This is a genomic window from Marivita sp. NO-S04 (assembly GCF_059070475.1).
Window position 1 is genome coordinate 2,039,215 of record NZ_CM180980.1, and the last position, 14,612, is coordinate 2,053,826.

Genomic DNA, 14,612 nt, shown 5'->3' on the forward strand with positions numbered 1-14,612 from the left:
GATGCGCCCGGGGTTTTTTATTTCATCGGCGGTTAAGGATCAGGAATCCGTGCCGTCAACTTTCATTGCTTCGATAGAAATCTGCAATTGCACCTCGTCGCTCACGAAGGGGGCGAATGCGCCAACCTCGAAATCGCTGCGCAGCAGGGTCGCTGTGGCGTCGAAACCGGCCCACGGCTTGCCTTCCATCGGGTGATCGCCCGTCTGGTTTAGCGTTGCGGCCAGCGTGACTGGCTTGGTGATGCCGTTCAGGGTCAGGTCACCGATGATATTGGCGGTGCTGTCGCCAGTCACTTCGATGGACGTGGAGGCGAAGGTCACCATTTCGTCTTCTGTCGCACCGAAGAAATCAGCGGACATGAAGTGCTCGAAACGGCCTTCCCAACCTGTGAACATCGAACGCACGGGGAAAGATACGGTCACGGACGAATTGGCCGGCTCTTCCTGATCGAATTGGATGTCACCTTCGAAGCCCGAGAACATGCCCCAGGTCGTGGAATAGCCAAGGTGGTTGTAGGAGAAGAGGATTTGGCTGTGGCTTGCGTCCAGCGTGTAGGCTTCGGGTTCGGCCTGTGCAGCAAACGGCAGCGCGACCAGAGCGGCGGCGAGAAGTGTCTTTTTCATGGGTCAGTCCTGTTTACAAGATTACGATGACTGACAAATTGCTGCGATGCCGCGCAGTCTCAATTCGTTGAAACTCAACAGAGTCTGTGTCGCAATGAACAGTCAGCGTCCAAACAGGCACAGACCTGCAAATCCCATGACGATGACCGACAGGCCAAGCCCCATAATCCGCGCTTCGGGCAATGCGCCCTGCACCGCAATCCATATCCCCGGAACCGCGATCAGGCATGCAATCCCAAGAATGCGGCGCACCAGTGTGCCGACCGAGCTTTGGCTGCGGACATAGTTTTCATCATAATGTACCATCTTGTATCTCCCCGACCGGCTGTCACCCGGCCGTCAAACCGTTTACCATCTGGAAACAGTGTGTTGCGGAAATCGGCCGAATTCGGGGCGTGTGCCAGACCTTGAAAAGGCATGTTCAGGGCAGGATTGTGACGCCCTGCGCAAACTGCACCCTCGGCGCTTGATCCCCCACGCAATCCGTGTATACGGAGCGCTCCTTTCGCAGGACGATTTTTACCGCGCAGTCTCTCGTGGGCAGGAGCGAAAGGGTTCAGTCCCTGTCCTTTGAAATGCGCCAGAACAGAAACGGAGTGCACATGCCGCTTTACGAGCATGTTTTTATCTCGCGTCAGGATTTGTCCAACGCGCAGGCTGAAGGCCTCATCGAACATTTCGGCACAGTTCTTTCGGACAACGGCGGCAAGCTGGTTGATCACGAATACTGGGGCGTCAAGACGATGGCCTACAAGATCAACAAGAACCGCAAGGGCCACTACGCCTTCCTGCGCACCGACGCACCGTCGGAAGCGATCCAGGAAATGGAACGCCTGATGCGTCTGCATGACGACGTTATGCGTATTCTCACCATCAAGGTGGACGCGCATGAAGACGGCCCGTCGGTCCAGATGCAGAAGCGTGACGACCGTGGGGATCGCGGTGATCGTGGAGATCGCGGAGACCGTGGTGATCGTGGCGAACGCCGCGAACGTCGCAATTGATCGCCTGAAGAAAGGACGCTAATCCATGGCTACGAAACCATTTTTCCGCCGTCGTAAGGTGTGCCCCTTCTCGGGCGACAACGCACCCAAGATCGACTACAAAGACACCAAGCTGCTGCAGCGCTACATCTCTGAGCGTGGCAAGATCGTGCCCTCGCGCATCACAGCCGTGTCTGCAAAGAAACAGCGTGAGCTGGCTCGTGCAATCAAGCGCGCCCGCTTCCTCGCCCTGCTGCCCTACGCAGTGAAGTAAGGAGAGACTGACATGCAAGTTATCCTTCTGGAACGCGTGGCCAAGCTTGGCCAGATGGGCGACGTCGTTGACGTAAAGCCCGGTTTTGCGCGCAACTACCTGCTGCTGCAGGGCAAGGCGCTGACCGCCTCGAAAGAGAACATCGCGTCGTTCGAAACCCAGAAAGCCCAGCTCGAAGCACAGAACCTGGAAACCAAGAAAGAGGCCGAAGCAATGGCCGACCGTCTTGGCGGCCAGCAGTTCATCGTGATTCGTCAGGCTTCCGACGGTGGCAACCTTTACGGCTCCGTCACCACCCGCGACGCGGCTGAAGTGGCAACCGAAGAGGGTTTCACACTCGACCGCAAACAGATCATCATCCGTCAGCCGATCAAGGTTCTTGGTCTGCACGAGGTTGAAGTCCATCTGCACCCCGAGGTGATGGTCACCATCAGCCTGAACGTCGCACGTTCGCCCGAAGAAGCCGACCTTCAGGCCTCCGGCAAGTCCATTCAGGAACTGGCCGCCGAGGAAGAAGCACAGGCAGAGTTCGAGATTTCGGAACTCTTCGACGATATCGGCGGTGCGGCATCCGATGACGACGATGTGGCACCCGCCGCAGCTTCTGACGAAGAGACAAAGTCGGAAGACTGATCGTTTCTTTGATCAAGATTTCAAAGCCCCGCCTATTTGGCGGGGCTTTTTTATTGGGCGGGTCACGAAATCGACTTTGAACGCATCCTGTCGAACGCAAGACCGGCCGCGCCCGACATCAAGAAGGCTAAACCTCCTCGCTCTTGGCCACACAGTCAGCAAAATACTGCACCTGATTGTTCTCATCCACTTCCTGAACGAGCCCATGAATATCGATCTCGAACCCCGGGCATTCGCGCGCGAAGGTTCTGTTGAATTTCAGATATTCGACGATCTTCTTGTTGAAGACCTCCCCCGGGATCAAAAGCGGAATGCCGGGCGGGTAAGGCGTGACCAGACTTGTTGTTATGCGTCCCTCAAGTTCGTCGATAGGCACACGCTGAGTCGTACGGGCGGCGATGTGGGAAAACGCGTCGGTCGGCTTCATCGCAGGCACCAGATCGCTGAGGTACATATCCGTAGACAGAATGGCGACATCGGATTTGGCATAGAGCGAATGGACGTGCTGGCACATATCGCCCAGCCCCATCTTTTCGTATCGCGGCTGCTGGGCGCAGAATTTTGGCATGCAGCGCCACATCGGTACGTTCTTGTCATAATCGTCCTTGAACTGCTGCAACTCGGTCAAAAGCGAATTCCAACGCCCCTTGGTGATCCCGATCGTGAACATGATGAAGAAGCTGTAGAGACCGGTTTTCTCGACAACGACACCGTGCTCGGCCAAGTATTTCGTCACGATTGAAGCCGGTATGCCGGAATAGTCGAACTTCCCATCCAAATTCATGCCCGGCGTGATAACGGTGGCCTTGATCGGGTCCAGCATGTTGAAGCCGGGCGCCATATCGCCAAAGGCATGCCAGGATTCTTCGCCGTCAGACGGCTGAACGCCTTCGGCATTCGTCTTTTTCAGCACCCAGTTGTTCGGACTGTCGATGCCTTCTTCGTCCAGTTCTTCCGGACCCCAAACCTGAAACCACCAATCGTTGCCGTACTCTTCATCCACCTTTCGCATGGCGCGACGGAAATCGAGCGACTCCAGCAGGCTTTCTTCGACCAAGGCACGCCCCCCCGGAGGCTCCATCATGGCCGCGGCCACATCGCAACTGGCGATGATGCTGTATTGCGGGCTGGTCGAGGTGTGCATCAGATACGCCTCGTTGAAGAGATGTCGGTCAAGTTTGGTATTCTTGCTGTCCTGCACAAGCACATGACTCGCTTGCGAAATGCCGGCCAGAAGCTTGTGGATTGACTGGGTCGAATAGGTCACCGACTGGTTCGGTCGCTCGCGATTGCGCCCCATGGCGTGGAAGGTGCCATAAAAGGGGTGGAACGCGGCGTGCGGCAACCACGCCTCGTCGAAATGCAGGTTCTCGACATAGCCGTCGAGCATGTCCTTGATCGTCTCGGTGTTATAGAGGACGCCGTCATAGGTTGATTGCGTCAGGGTAATGATCCGAGGTTTGACCGTGTCTGCGTCCACATGCGACAGCAGCGGGTTTGACCGGATCTTTTCCTTAATCGCGTCGATCGTGAACTCGGACTTCGGAATGGGCCCGATGATGCCGTAGTGGTTGCGCGTCGGCTTCATGAAAACCGGGATCGCACCTGTCATGATGATGCTGTGCAGAATGGATTTATGGCAGTTCCGGTCGACGACCACCACATCGCCCGGGGCGACGGTATGGTGCCAGACCATCTTGTTCGATGTGCTTGTCCCGTTGGTCACAAAAAAGCAGTGGTCGGCGTTGAATATCCTTGCCGCATTGCGCTCGGACGCGCCGATGGCGCCGTCGTGATCAAGCAATTGGCCAAGTTCCTCAACCGAATTGCACACATCCGCCCGAAGCATGTTTTCACCGTAGAACTGGTGGTACATCTGGCCGATCGGGCTTTTCAGAAACGCCACACCGCCAGAATGCCCCGGGCAGTGCCAAGAGTAAGAACCGTCCTCGGCATAGTCGAGCAGCGCCTTGAAGAATGGCGGCTGGATCGCTTCGAGATAGGCTTTAGCGTCACGGACGATGTGCCGGGCGACGAATTCCGGTGTGTCTTCGAAAGTGTGAATGAACCCGTGCAGCTCGCGCAGAATATCGTTGGGCAGATGGCGGCTCGTCTTGGTTTCGCCGTAGATGTAAATCGGGACTTCGTTGTTCTTCCAACGCACTTCTTCGATAAAGGACCGAAGGTTCAGTACGGCGGGATCAAGATCGGGACCGGGTGTGAATTCCTCGTCATCAATGGACAACACAAACGCACTTGCGCGGGATTGCTGCTGTGCAAACTGCGACAGGTCCCCGTAGCTGGTCGTGCCCAACACCTCGAAGCCTTCGCTCTCGATGGCTGCAGCGATAGCCCGGATGCCCAAGCCAGAGGAGTTGTCTGAACGGAAGTCCTCGTCAATGATGACGATGGGAAAGCGAAATTTCATAGAAGGCTCCAATAGGGAAGGTCAGGCTTAGTTTTCTTCCTGGCGATGCGCTTTTCGACACCCGTCCGAGTTAACGACCTTGAGGTCATGCCTGCCGCGATATGACGTTTATCAAGGTCCAAGCGCAAGTTGCTTTCGGCAATTCTGCGCCAGTGCCCCTTTGGTTTACGCCCTCAATCGCAACCCCAACTTCACAAGGGGTGCGCAGCTGAACGCAAGTCGATCATGGTCGGATAGGCGGGCTGATTTCCGCACGCAACCAAGTCATTTTGCCCGCCCCATGATAACCGAAATTGCCTTACCTGCAACGCATCGCCCGGAACAGTCCGGTCCCTGACATTTTGATTTGCGAAACGCCCAATGCTCGCGCTTGCCTTTGCTGCCACATCCTGCTGTGCTGCGCTCATGGCCATCACCCTGTCCCGCATCACCGTCGCTGCCTACCGCGTTCCGATCTCGTCGCCGGTGGCCACGTCCTTTGGCGTGATGCACAACCGCCCCGCTGTGTTCGTGCGTCTCGAGGACGGTGACGGCGCGTTTGGCTGGGGTGAGGTCTTTGCCAACTGGCCCGCCGCGGGGGCCGAACACCGCGCGCGCCTTTTGGTCGAAGACATGGGCGACTTGCTTTTGGGCCAACCCTTTGATGACGCGTCGGAACTTTTCACCCAGCTCACCGAAAAGACCCACATCCGGGCCCTGCAATGTGGCGAATGGGGGCCGTTCCGCCAAGTGATCGCAGGGCTGGATACCGCAATGACCGATCTTGTCGCGCGGCGCGCAGGCCTGTCTGTGGCGCGATATCTGAACCCAAGGGCGGAACACACCGTCCCGTGCTACGCGAGTGGCATCGCAATCAGTCAAGCCGACCATCAGATCACCCAAAGCCAAGAGGCCGGCTTCTCCACCTACAAGGTCAAGGTCGGCTTCGACCTGACCCAAGACACCGCGCTTCTGACCGGGCTTTTCTCGACTCTCGGCGCCGGTGAAACCCTCTGCGCTGATGCCAATCAAGCGTGGGCGCTGCCCGAGGCTGAACGCTTTGTCGCTGCCTGTACCGACCTACCACTCGGCTGGCTTGAGGAACCCCTGCCCGCCGACGCTTCCCTGACCCATTGGCGTGCGCTGGCAGATCAAAGCCCGATCCCCTTGGCAGGAGGCGAAAACATCACCGGCACTGGCGGTTTTGCCGATGCCATCGCCACAGGCGTCTTTGGCGTGCTACAACCTGACATCGCCAAATGGGGCGGGTTCAGCGGTTGTTGGCCAGTGGCCCAAGCCATCTGCGCGGCGGGTCAACGCTATTGTCCACATTATCTTGGCGGCGGTATCGGCTTGATTGCCTCGGCGCATCTGCTTGCCGCGGCTGGTGGCGACGGGTTGCTCGAAGTGGATGTGAACCCGAACCCACTGCGCGACGCGTTCGACCCATGGCAGGGTGCCGCGCATCGCGGCACGCTCACCCTCTCGGACGCCCCGGGCCTCGGCATAACCCACCTGCCCGACGAGATCGCAGAATTCGTGACCTATTCGCGCGATCTGCACATCTGACGCGCACCGCCCCGCCCGGCGGCTTCATGCCGCTGCCATGAAACCGCTACCCGCTTGTGAGGTTTCCGGCTTAACCTGATCCCAGAACCAACACAGATCAGGGGGACACGATCATGGCTCTTCACCTCAACCGCCGTGGATTTCTGGCAAGCACTGCGGGCTTTCTGGCGCTGCATCCGTTCTCGGTGCGCGCCATGTCAAATCAGGCGCACTTGCGCATCATGGAAACCACCGACCTGCATGTACATGTGCATCCGTATGATTATTACGGCGACCGCCCGACCGACACGGTGGGTCTGAGCCGCGTTGCCACCATTGTTCAGAACATCCGGTCCGAAGCCACGAATTCATTGCTGCTCGACAATGGCGACTTCCTGCAGGGCAATCCGATGGGCGACTACATCGCCTATGAACGCGGGATGAAAGAAGGTGACATGCACCCGATCATCACCGCGATGAACGTGCTGGGTTTTGACGGCTCCACATTGGGCAATCACGAATTCAACTACGGTCTGGATTTCCTGATGAAGGCGCTGGCCGGTGCAGACTTCCCCGTCGTGTCGGCCAACGTGGTCAAGACCGCCGGCGCCTCCCCGCGCGAGGACACCACACTTGTGCCGCCCTATGTTATTCTCGACCGAGAAATCACCGACGGCGGAGGAAACACCCACCCGATCCGGATTGGCCTCATCGGCTTTGTGCCGCCGCAGATCATGACATGGGATCGCCGCCACCTAGAAGGCAACGTCACCGCCCGCGACATTCTTGAGGCGGCCCGCGCTTATGTCCCGCAGAGCCGCGAACAGGGCGCAGACATCGTGATCGCGCTGTCGCATTCCGGCATCGGCGCGCCCGAGGCTGCGGAAATGATGGAAAACGCCTCCATTCCCCTGGCAGGGATCGACGGCATCGACGTGATCCTGACGGGACATTCGCATCTCGTCTTCCCCTCCTCCACCTATGAAAATCTGCCGGGCCTTGATGCGGCCAAAGGCACGATCATGGGCAAACCCGGCGTCATGGCAGGCTTCTGGGGCAGCCATATGGGGCTGGTCGATCTGATGCTCGAACGCGATGGCAACGGCTGGCGCGTGCTCAACCACCAGTCCGAGGCGCGGCCCATCTCTCAGCGCAATGAGGACCGTTCGGTCACTGCATTGGTCAAGGATTACCAGCCGGTGATTGAGGCCACGATGGCAGATCACGAAGAAACGCTCGCCTATGTTCGCCGCGCCGTGGGTAAAACCGCCGCCCCTCTGCACAGCTATTTCGCACTGGTGGCGGACGATCCTTCGGTCCAGATCGTTTCCAACGCCCAGACCTGGTACATTGCACAGATGATGCAGGACACGCCGCATGAAGGCCTGCCGATCCTATCCGCCGCTGCCCCGTTTAAGGCAGGCGGTCGCGGTGGGCCGGAATACTATACCGACGTGCCGGTCGGGGATGTGGCAATCAAGAACGTGTCCGATCTCTACCTCTACCCCAACACGGTGCGCGCAGTGCGGGTGACCGGCGCGCAGGTCAAGGACTGGCTGGAACGCTCGGCGGGCATGTTCAATCAGGTCGAACCGGGGTCAACGGATGCGCCGCTGCTGAACCCCAACTTCCCCAGCTACAATTTCGACGTGATCGACGGGGTCAACTACCAGATCGACCTCAGCCAGCCGTCGAAATTCGACCGCGACGGCGCGGTTATCAACCCGGACGCCAACCGCATCGTGAACCTGACCCATGACGGGACACCCATTGACCCGGAAGCCGAGTTCATCATCGCCACCAACAATTACCGTGCAGGCGGCGGTGGCAGCTTTCCCGGAACCGGCGACACCATTGTCTTCGAAGGCCCCGACACCAACCGCGACGTGATCGTACGCTACATCGTGGAACAGGGCACCATCGACCCCAAGGCCGATTTCAACTGGCGCTTCGCCCCGATGGCGGGCACCAGCGTGATTTTCGAGACCGGTCCCGCAGGTGCGAAATACGCCAATACTCTAGACGGCATGACGCTTGAAGAGGCCGGCACAAACGCCGATGGGTTTGCCCTGTTCCGTATGACACTCTGAACCAACACGGTTTCTCTGTTTCACAAATACCTCAGGGGAGTACGCCAATGGCGGACGGGGGCCGAGCCCTCCATGGCGGTCAGAGTGCCGCGGTCGATCCGCTCCTCAAACAGAAAAGGCCGCCCAGTTGGGCGGCCTTTGCAATTCAAAACCTCGACAGGTCTTATTCGTCGTCAAGCGCCTCGACGGCCTTTTCCAGATCGTCCTTGGAGACCTCTTTCTCGGTCACGGTTGCCTGCTCGGCCACGTGATCGACAACCTTGTCTTCAAAGATCGGCGCGCGCAGCTGCTGCTGCATCTGCTGGTTCTGGCGCACGAAGTCGAAGAACGCACGTTCCTGACCCGGGTACTGGCGCGCCTGGTTCATGATCGCCTGCGTCATTTCCGCGTCGGTCACGGTGACCTCGGCTTTCTGCCCCAGCTCGGCCAGCAAGAGGCCCAGCTTCACGCGGCGCTCTGCCAGTTTGTTGTGCTCGGCTGTCGGTTCGACCTCGGGGTGGTCGTGGCCCTGCACGTCCGGGTTCTCTTCATGCCACAGCTGATGTGCGATCTGCTTGGCTTCTGCTTCGACCAGCGATGGCGGCAGATCGACCGACACTTTCTCGTCAAGTTGGTCAAGCAAGGCGCGCTTCATGACCTGACGTGCCGCACCGGCATATTCGACTTCCAGACGCTCCGAGATTTGTGCCTTCAAAGCAGCCAAGTCTTCAGCGCCGAACTTCGTGGCCAGTTCGTCGTTGATCTCGGCGGCAACCGGCTCTTTGACAGCTTTCACGGTGCATTCGAACACCGCGTCTTTGCCGGCAAGGTTTTCAGCGCCGTATTCCTCGGGGAATTTGACTTCGACGTTCTTCTCTTCGCCGACCTTCACGCCGACCAGCTGCTCTTCGAAACCGGGGATGAAGGAACCGGAGCCAAGCACGAGCGGGTAATCTTCGGCAGCACCACCGTCGAACGCTTCACCGTCGACCTTGCCAAGGAAGTCGATCACAATCTGATCCCCATCCTTGGCCTTGGAGCCTTTTTTGCGGTCCTTGAAGTCCTGCGCGGTCTCAGCAAGGTTCTTGAGCGCCTCGTCAACTTCAGCATCGCCTGCCTTCACGACCAGCTTTTCCAGCGTCAGCGACGACAGATCGACCTCGGGCATTTCGGGCAGTTTTTCGTAGGACATGTCGACCTGAATGTCGTCGCCCTCTTTCCAGTCGTCATTGGTCATCTTGACTTCGGGCTGAAGCGCCGGGCGGTCGCCGCTGTCTTCGAAATGCTTGGCCATCGCGCCGTCGATGGTTTCCTGCATGGCTTCGCCCAAAAGGCGCTGGCCAAACTGCTTCTTGAGAAGCGGCATCGGCACCTTGCCTTTGCGAAAGCCCTTCATTTCGATTTCGGGCTGCGCTTCTTTGAGCTTTTCATTGACCTTTGCATCCAACTCGCCCGCCGAAACGGTGATCGAGTAGCTGCGCTTGAGGCCTTCATTGAGGGTTTCGGTGACCTGCATGTCGTCCTTATCCATTGCATAGGGGCCGCGGAGGCGTCCGCGGCGGTCAAAATCCATCGCCTCTTAGAGGCGCGCTTGGTGCGGTGCAAGTGGGAAATGCGCCTCTGGTGGCTGCCGCCAAACTTGCATCGCAATAACAGGAGCCTTGCCCGAACAAGCAACCCGCCATAAGCTTGTAGGCGTTGTTTCAAGGTTTTTTTGGCAGGCCATATTTTTCGCCACAGGCCGAATGACTGAGAGAGTGTCGCGTGGCTCCGTGACTTGCCGGCCCCAATTGGAAAGGCTGTAAGCATGTCGAGAATGCCTGCGGGAACCTACGATTACTCCAAACCCTTACAAGGTCAGATGATTGCGCCGACCCTGTGCACCCACGCGCCCGATGCCGACCGAGTCATGCGGCGCCACGATCAACGGGCCTTTGCCTACACGGCGTGGTGGTTTCATGTGTTCATCTTGGTGCGGCGGTCCAATCCCGCGTCGATTCGCTATATCGGGCAGACGGGCTTCATTCCCAAAGGCCCGGATACCAAGGCAAAGACCGCGCAGAACAATGTGCATATCAAGGAAATCGGCTGGGTGTCGAACGTGGCCGGGGTGGTCTGCAACCCCCATGCACCCGGCATGTCATCCGCATATGCCACCCCGAAGAAACACGCGTCAGCCCTTAAGGAATGGACAAAATTCGAAGCGTCGGGTCGGCATTGCGATGATCTTACCTGGAGCGACGATAAAACGCCGTCGCGCTTCTACCTCCCCATGGGTCAGCCGTTCTTCACCGACACCCGCCCCGGAACCAAACGGTTTGGCGCACTGATGAAGGATACTGGCCGAGGCGTTCTGCACGCCTCTTACATTCACGGCGATTATGATCTTTTTGCCGTTGTCCCGGCGGACAATCCGGGGACGAATATCGTTGTTTCGGAACAGCATGCCAGCAGTCCTTGGTCGCATCTGCACCGCGCGGGCAAATCCCCGGCCGCTACTCATGATGCCGACAAGACCGACGCCCAAAAAACGCAGGAAGTTCCTAATTTTCGCGGTCAGAAATTCATCGACGTACAAAACATGCTCAACAGCCGCATGGGCGTGAACATGGTCCTGCATGGCAGTCAGGAAAAAGCGGTGAACTCCTTTGACGAAGAGGTCGACGTTTTCATGCCCAACGGCATGGACAGCTTTTCCCTGCTGACAGAGACAGACCTCAGGTCATTTTACGACACGGTTCTTCGGGGACGAAAACTGCACAACTTCATGGCCGGGGACGCAGCGGAACCGCGTCATGGGCATTTCGGGTCATGGCAAAAGGTCGGCGCCGAAAATGGGCCGGGCCTGGTTCATACCAGTCCGCGTGACATTGTCGGTGCCAATTTCGTACAGATCGCGAGGTAACATCTCGGGCGTGCAAATTGGATGTGAAAGCCAGGAGCCCAGCCCGGAACCAATGTTCCTAATCCGCGTCCACAACATCGAACTGCGCCTCACCATCGTCAAGACGTCGGCCTGTTACGGTCGGAGACTGCGCGACGATGCAAAGCCCTGTCACATTGTCTCCGCGATCCTTGCGCAACACCACATCGCGATTCTCGATTGTCGCAAATCCAGCGGTTTGCAACAGGTCGCTGACATAGGCGCGCCCATGGGCAAAACGCTGTGTCTTGCGCAGCGTAACGTCGCGACCTTGGGCCTGCTCCACGGTGAAAACAAGAACGCCACCAGGGGCGAGGCTGGCCGCGCACCAGCCGATGATGCGTTCGAGCGCACCAAGGTAGTTGAACACATCCGATGCAACGATGAGGCCAAAGGATTGGTCGGGAATCGGCATCGCCTGAATGTCAGCCTTGTCGAGCCTGTCGTAGACCGCCTTTGCAAACGCTTCGTCAAGCATGGCCTGTGACAGATCCACACCCGTCAGGTGACGGCAATAGGGCCGCAGCACCGGCCCGATCAGGCCGGTCCCACAGCCCAAATCAAGCGCCCGGTCCACCACGGGTTCGGTGCGCTGCGCCAGCGCGTCGGCAATGATCTGGGGCCCTTGATAGTCGAGATGATCCAGCAAAGACGTCTCAAAACGAGGCGCGTATTGATCGAACAACATTTCTACAAAAGCCGGAGGCATGGTGTCGCTCAAGGGCTGTTCGCGCAACAGGTCGCGGCGCAGCACCGCACCGAACGGGTCGTCCGGCTGCTCTTGGATCGCCCGACCCCACGCCTGCGCCGCGCCATCAAGATCGCCCACCCGCTCAAGGTATTCACCAAGGCGGAACCATCCCGCCCCCCATGTCGGCACAAGTTCCAACGCTCCCTGCAAGACATCCACCGCCGCATCGAGATCCCCCAGATGCGCCCATGTCTCGGCAAATTCGGCACGCCTGTCGGCATGCAGGTCACCGGACGCAAACAGCTTACCCACCATGATCGTCTGTCCAAAAGGCCCGCTCATTTGCCTGCTCGAACAGGCCACGCGACGGGCGACACGCGACACCTGATGATCAGTGTCGGAGCGCGCGATAGCGCCGAGGGGGTTGGTCTGTCAACGGGGATTGCGTGACGATGCCAATCTTCACAGAGGCCATCGGATCAGAAATGTGGTGCGGGTGAAGGGACTCGAACCCCCACGCCAAAGGCGCCAGAACCTAAATCTGGTGCGTCTACCAATTCCGCCACACCCGCACTGCGCTGCTGAGTAGCAAAGCTCTCGGGCTGATGCGAGCAGAATTTTCGTACGAAAATTCTGATGACTGAGAAACTTCGTACGAAGTTTCTTAGCGCGCAAGTGTTGCAAAGACCTTGGGCAAAATTTCGGGAAGGTCTTCGGCGATCAAACCGGGGCCGAATTGACGTGCAGCCTCGCAGTGCAACCAAACTGCCGCTTCGGTGACGCAATAGAGATCTGGCGCGGTCTCAGGCGCGGCCAACCCGGCAATCAACCCTGCCAGCACATCCCCCGCCCCAGCGGTCGCCAGCCACGGTACGGCACGCTCCCCACTGGCGCTGTGCACGCTGGCGCCGCCGCCGGGTCGTGCAATCACTGTGTCCTCACCTTTGAGCAACACGATACAGCCCGCCCGCTCGGCCGCTTTGCGCACCACGTCGATCTTGGACAGGTTCGCACGTGCCGACTGCGCCAAATCAGGGAAGAGACGCGCAAACTCGCCTTCATGCGGGGTCAGAACGGTCCGCGCGTGGGTTTGCGCGAACAGCCCGTCAGGGTCATTTTCGAACGACGTGAGCGCATCTGCATCCAGCACAACCGCTGGATCGCGCCATCCACGATCCCCCCGGCGATGCGCGAGTGCCACAGACACCAAGTCACGGGTCGCGGACCCGAGGCCAAGCCCGGGGCCAAGGCAAAGCGCAGACACTCGATCATCCAAGATTTGGCGGAAGGTCTCTGCAGTGGCGCAAGCGCGCAGCATGATGGCGTCCAGATGTGAGGCATTTTCCTGCAGCGCCTCTGGCGGGCAGAGCACGGTGACCAGCCCTGCCCCGCTGCGCAATGCCGTGCGTGCCGCCATGCGCGCTGCGCCGCCGCGGCCCGGACCACCGGCGCAGACCATCGCGTGGCCGTAGTCGTATTTATGCCCCTGCCCCCGCAGCTTGGCGATCATTGCACCTGGCCAGATGCGCAGCGGTAGCGGTCCTTGCGCAAATTTCGGCGCAACGAGCCGCACACGGTCTGCGTCTGGCGGGGTGCCGATCATCGCGCGCTCTGCCGCATCCGGCCCCGTCAGACCGATATCCACCACCTGAACCTCACCACAGAGCGTTGGACCAAGTCCCAGCCTGTGACCGGCCTTGAGACTGTGGAACGCGACAGTCAGATCAGCGGAATTGACCCTTGGCACCGCATCACTTTCAGATGCTGGAACCATCCCGGTGTCGAGGTTCAGACCCGACGGACAATCGGCCGCCAAGCGCTTAATCCCATGGCCACACGTCCAGTGACTCATCATGCGCACCTCAAGAGCGGTTGCCAGATCGTTGGGCAAGGGGCGTGTCAGTCCGGTCCCGAACACCGCATCGACAAACAGGTCCGGCCGATCACAATCGAACATCGCGGACAGGTCAAAAGCTCTGACCACGCCTCTTTCGGCCCACAGATCATGATTGACGCGTGCATCCGGTGGCAGTTTCGCTGCATCGCCATAAAGGAAAAGGTCCACATTCCAACCACGGTCGACCAACCGTCGCGCAATGACAAAACCGTCGCCACCGTTATTTCCCGGTCCACACAGCACCAGTGCACGATGACTGCCTTGCGCGAATTCCGGCCATTTCTCTATAGCAGCCGCGACGGCGCCACGCCCGGCGCGCTCCATCAACTGCAGCCCTGTGACAGTGCCCGACTCGATTTCGGCCTGCTCAATGGCGCGCATCTGGGCGGAGGTGAGCAATTCGGCCACGTCTGATCTTCCCTTTGATTCAGTTTTGCACGGTTTTTATGCAACTTGCATATTTTTTAAGCGACGGATTTCAATCCCTGCGCCCGATGCCCTGACATTTACCCTAGCTGATTGTGGCTCTCAAACAGAAGTGGTCTGACGACCGCAATGCAGGA

General features: G+C 58.8%; 12 protein-coding genes and 1 tRNA gene. 6 read left to right on the plus strand and 7 right to left on the minus strand.

Annotated elements, in window-relative coordinates:
- Window positions 1–39: 39 nt before the first annotated feature.
- Window positions 40–624, minus strand: a complete 585-nt coding sequence (locus tag ACK3EW_RS10600; protein WP_493809534.1) for a YceI family protein — start codon at window positions 622–624, stop codon at window positions 40–42.
- Between the two features lie 102 nt (window positions 625–726).
- Window positions 727–930: a hypothetical protein gene (locus ACK3EW_RS10605; RefSeq protein ID WP_439121458.1), complete on the minus strand. Its 204-nt coding sequence runs from the start codon at window positions 928–930 to the stop codon at window positions 727–729.
- A 296-nt stretch (window positions 931–1,226) separates the two neighbouring features.
- On the opposite strand from ACK3EW_RS10605, the gene rpsF reads away from it, so the two are divergent.
- Genes rpsF through rplI form a run of 3 tightly spaced genes read left to right on the plus strand, consistent with a single transcriptional unit; the run spans window position 1,227 to window position 2,514 of the window.
- Window positions 1,227–1,628: a 30S ribosomal protein S6 gene (gene rpsF / locus ACK3EW_RS10610; RefSeq protein WP_493809535.1), complete on the plus strand. Its 402-nt coding sequence runs from the start codon at window positions 1,227–1,229 to the stop codon at window positions 1,626–1,628.
- Window positions 1,629–1,653: 25 nt separating this feature from the next.
- A complete protein-coding gene (rpsR, locus tag ACK3EW_RS10615; protein WP_026756163.1) occupies window positions 1,654–1,881 on the plus strand; it encodes a 30S ribosomal protein S18 in 228 nt (75 codons plus the stop codon).
- A gap of 12 nt (window positions 1,882–1,893) precedes the next feature.
- Window positions 1,894–2,514 carry a 50S ribosomal protein L9 gene (rplI, locus tag ACK3EW_RS10620; protein ID WP_439120724.1) on the plus strand — a complete coding sequence of 207 codons (621 nt, stop codon included), beginning with the start codon at window positions 1,894–1,896 and terminating at the stop codon, window positions 2,512–2,514.
- A 127-nt stretch (window positions 2,515–2,641) separates the two neighbouring features.
- Here rplI and ACK3EW_RS10625 read toward each other — a convergent pair whose 3' ends face one another.
- Window positions 2,642–4,942: an Orn/Lys/Arg family decarboxylase gene (locus ACK3EW_RS10625; RefSeq protein ID WP_439120723.1), complete on the minus strand. Its 2,301-nt coding sequence runs from the start codon at window positions 4,940–4,942 to the stop codon at window positions 2,642–2,644.
- A 360-nt stretch (window positions 4,943–5,302) separates the two neighbouring features.
- Between ACK3EW_RS10625 and ACK3EW_RS10630 the strand changes: the two genes are divergently transcribed.
- The gene (locus ACK3EW_RS10630) at window positions 5,303–6,490 is read left to right on the plus strand and encodes a mandelate racemase/muconate lactonizing enzyme family protein (RefSeq protein ID WP_493809536.1); all 1,188 of its coding nucleotides are present in this window, start codon (window positions 5,303–5,305) and stop codon (window positions 6,488–6,490) included.
- A gap of 113 nt (window positions 6,491–6,603) precedes the next feature.
- Window positions 6,604–8,559, plus strand: a complete 1,956-nt coding sequence (locus ACK3EW_RS10635; protein WP_493809537.1) for a bifunctional 2',3'-cyclic-nucleotide 2'-phosphodiesterase/3'-nucleotidase — start codon at window positions 6,604–6,606, stop codon at window positions 8,557–8,559.
- Between the two features lie 163 nt (window positions 8,560–8,722).
- Here the strand turns inward: ACK3EW_RS10635 and tig are convergent, their stop codons facing one another.
- Window positions 8,723–10,054 carry a trigger factor gene (gene tig / locus ACK3EW_RS10640; RefSeq protein WP_439120725.1) on the minus strand — a complete coding sequence of 444 codons (1,332 nt, stop codon included), beginning with the start codon at window positions 10,052–10,054 and terminating at the stop codon, window positions 8,723–8,725.
- Between the two features lie 300 nt (window positions 10,055–10,354).
- On the opposite strand from tig, the gene ACK3EW_RS10645 reads away from it, so the two are divergent.
- Window positions 10,355–11,443: a hypothetical protein gene (locus ACK3EW_RS10645; protein ID WP_493809538.1), complete on the plus strand. Its 1,089-nt coding sequence runs from the start codon at window positions 10,355–10,357 to the stop codon at window positions 11,441–11,443.
- 58 nt (window positions 11,444–11,501) lie between these two features.
- Here the strand turns inward: ACK3EW_RS10645 and ACK3EW_RS10650 are convergent, their stop codons facing one another.
- The 3 genes from ACK3EW_RS10650 to ACK3EW_RS10660 form a co-directional block, all read right to left on the minus strand.
- Window positions 11,502–12,494 carry a methyltransferase domain-containing protein gene (locus ACK3EW_RS10650; RefSeq protein WP_493809539.1) on the minus strand — a complete coding sequence of 331 codons (993 nt, stop codon included), beginning with the start codon at window positions 12,492–12,494 and terminating at the stop codon, window positions 11,502–11,504.
- Between the two features lie 146 nt (window positions 12,495–12,640).
- Window positions 12,641–12,724: transfer RNA gene (locus ACK3EW_RS10655), tRNA-Leu, on the minus strand.
- A 92-nt stretch (window positions 12,725–12,816) separates the two neighbouring features.
- Window positions 12,817–14,457, minus strand: a complete 1,641-nt coding sequence (locus ACK3EW_RS10660) for an NAD(P)H-hydrate dehydratase (protein ID WP_493809540.1) — start codon at window positions 14,455–14,457, stop codon at window positions 12,817–12,819.
- Between the last annotated feature and the right edge of the window lie 155 nt (window positions 14,458–14,612).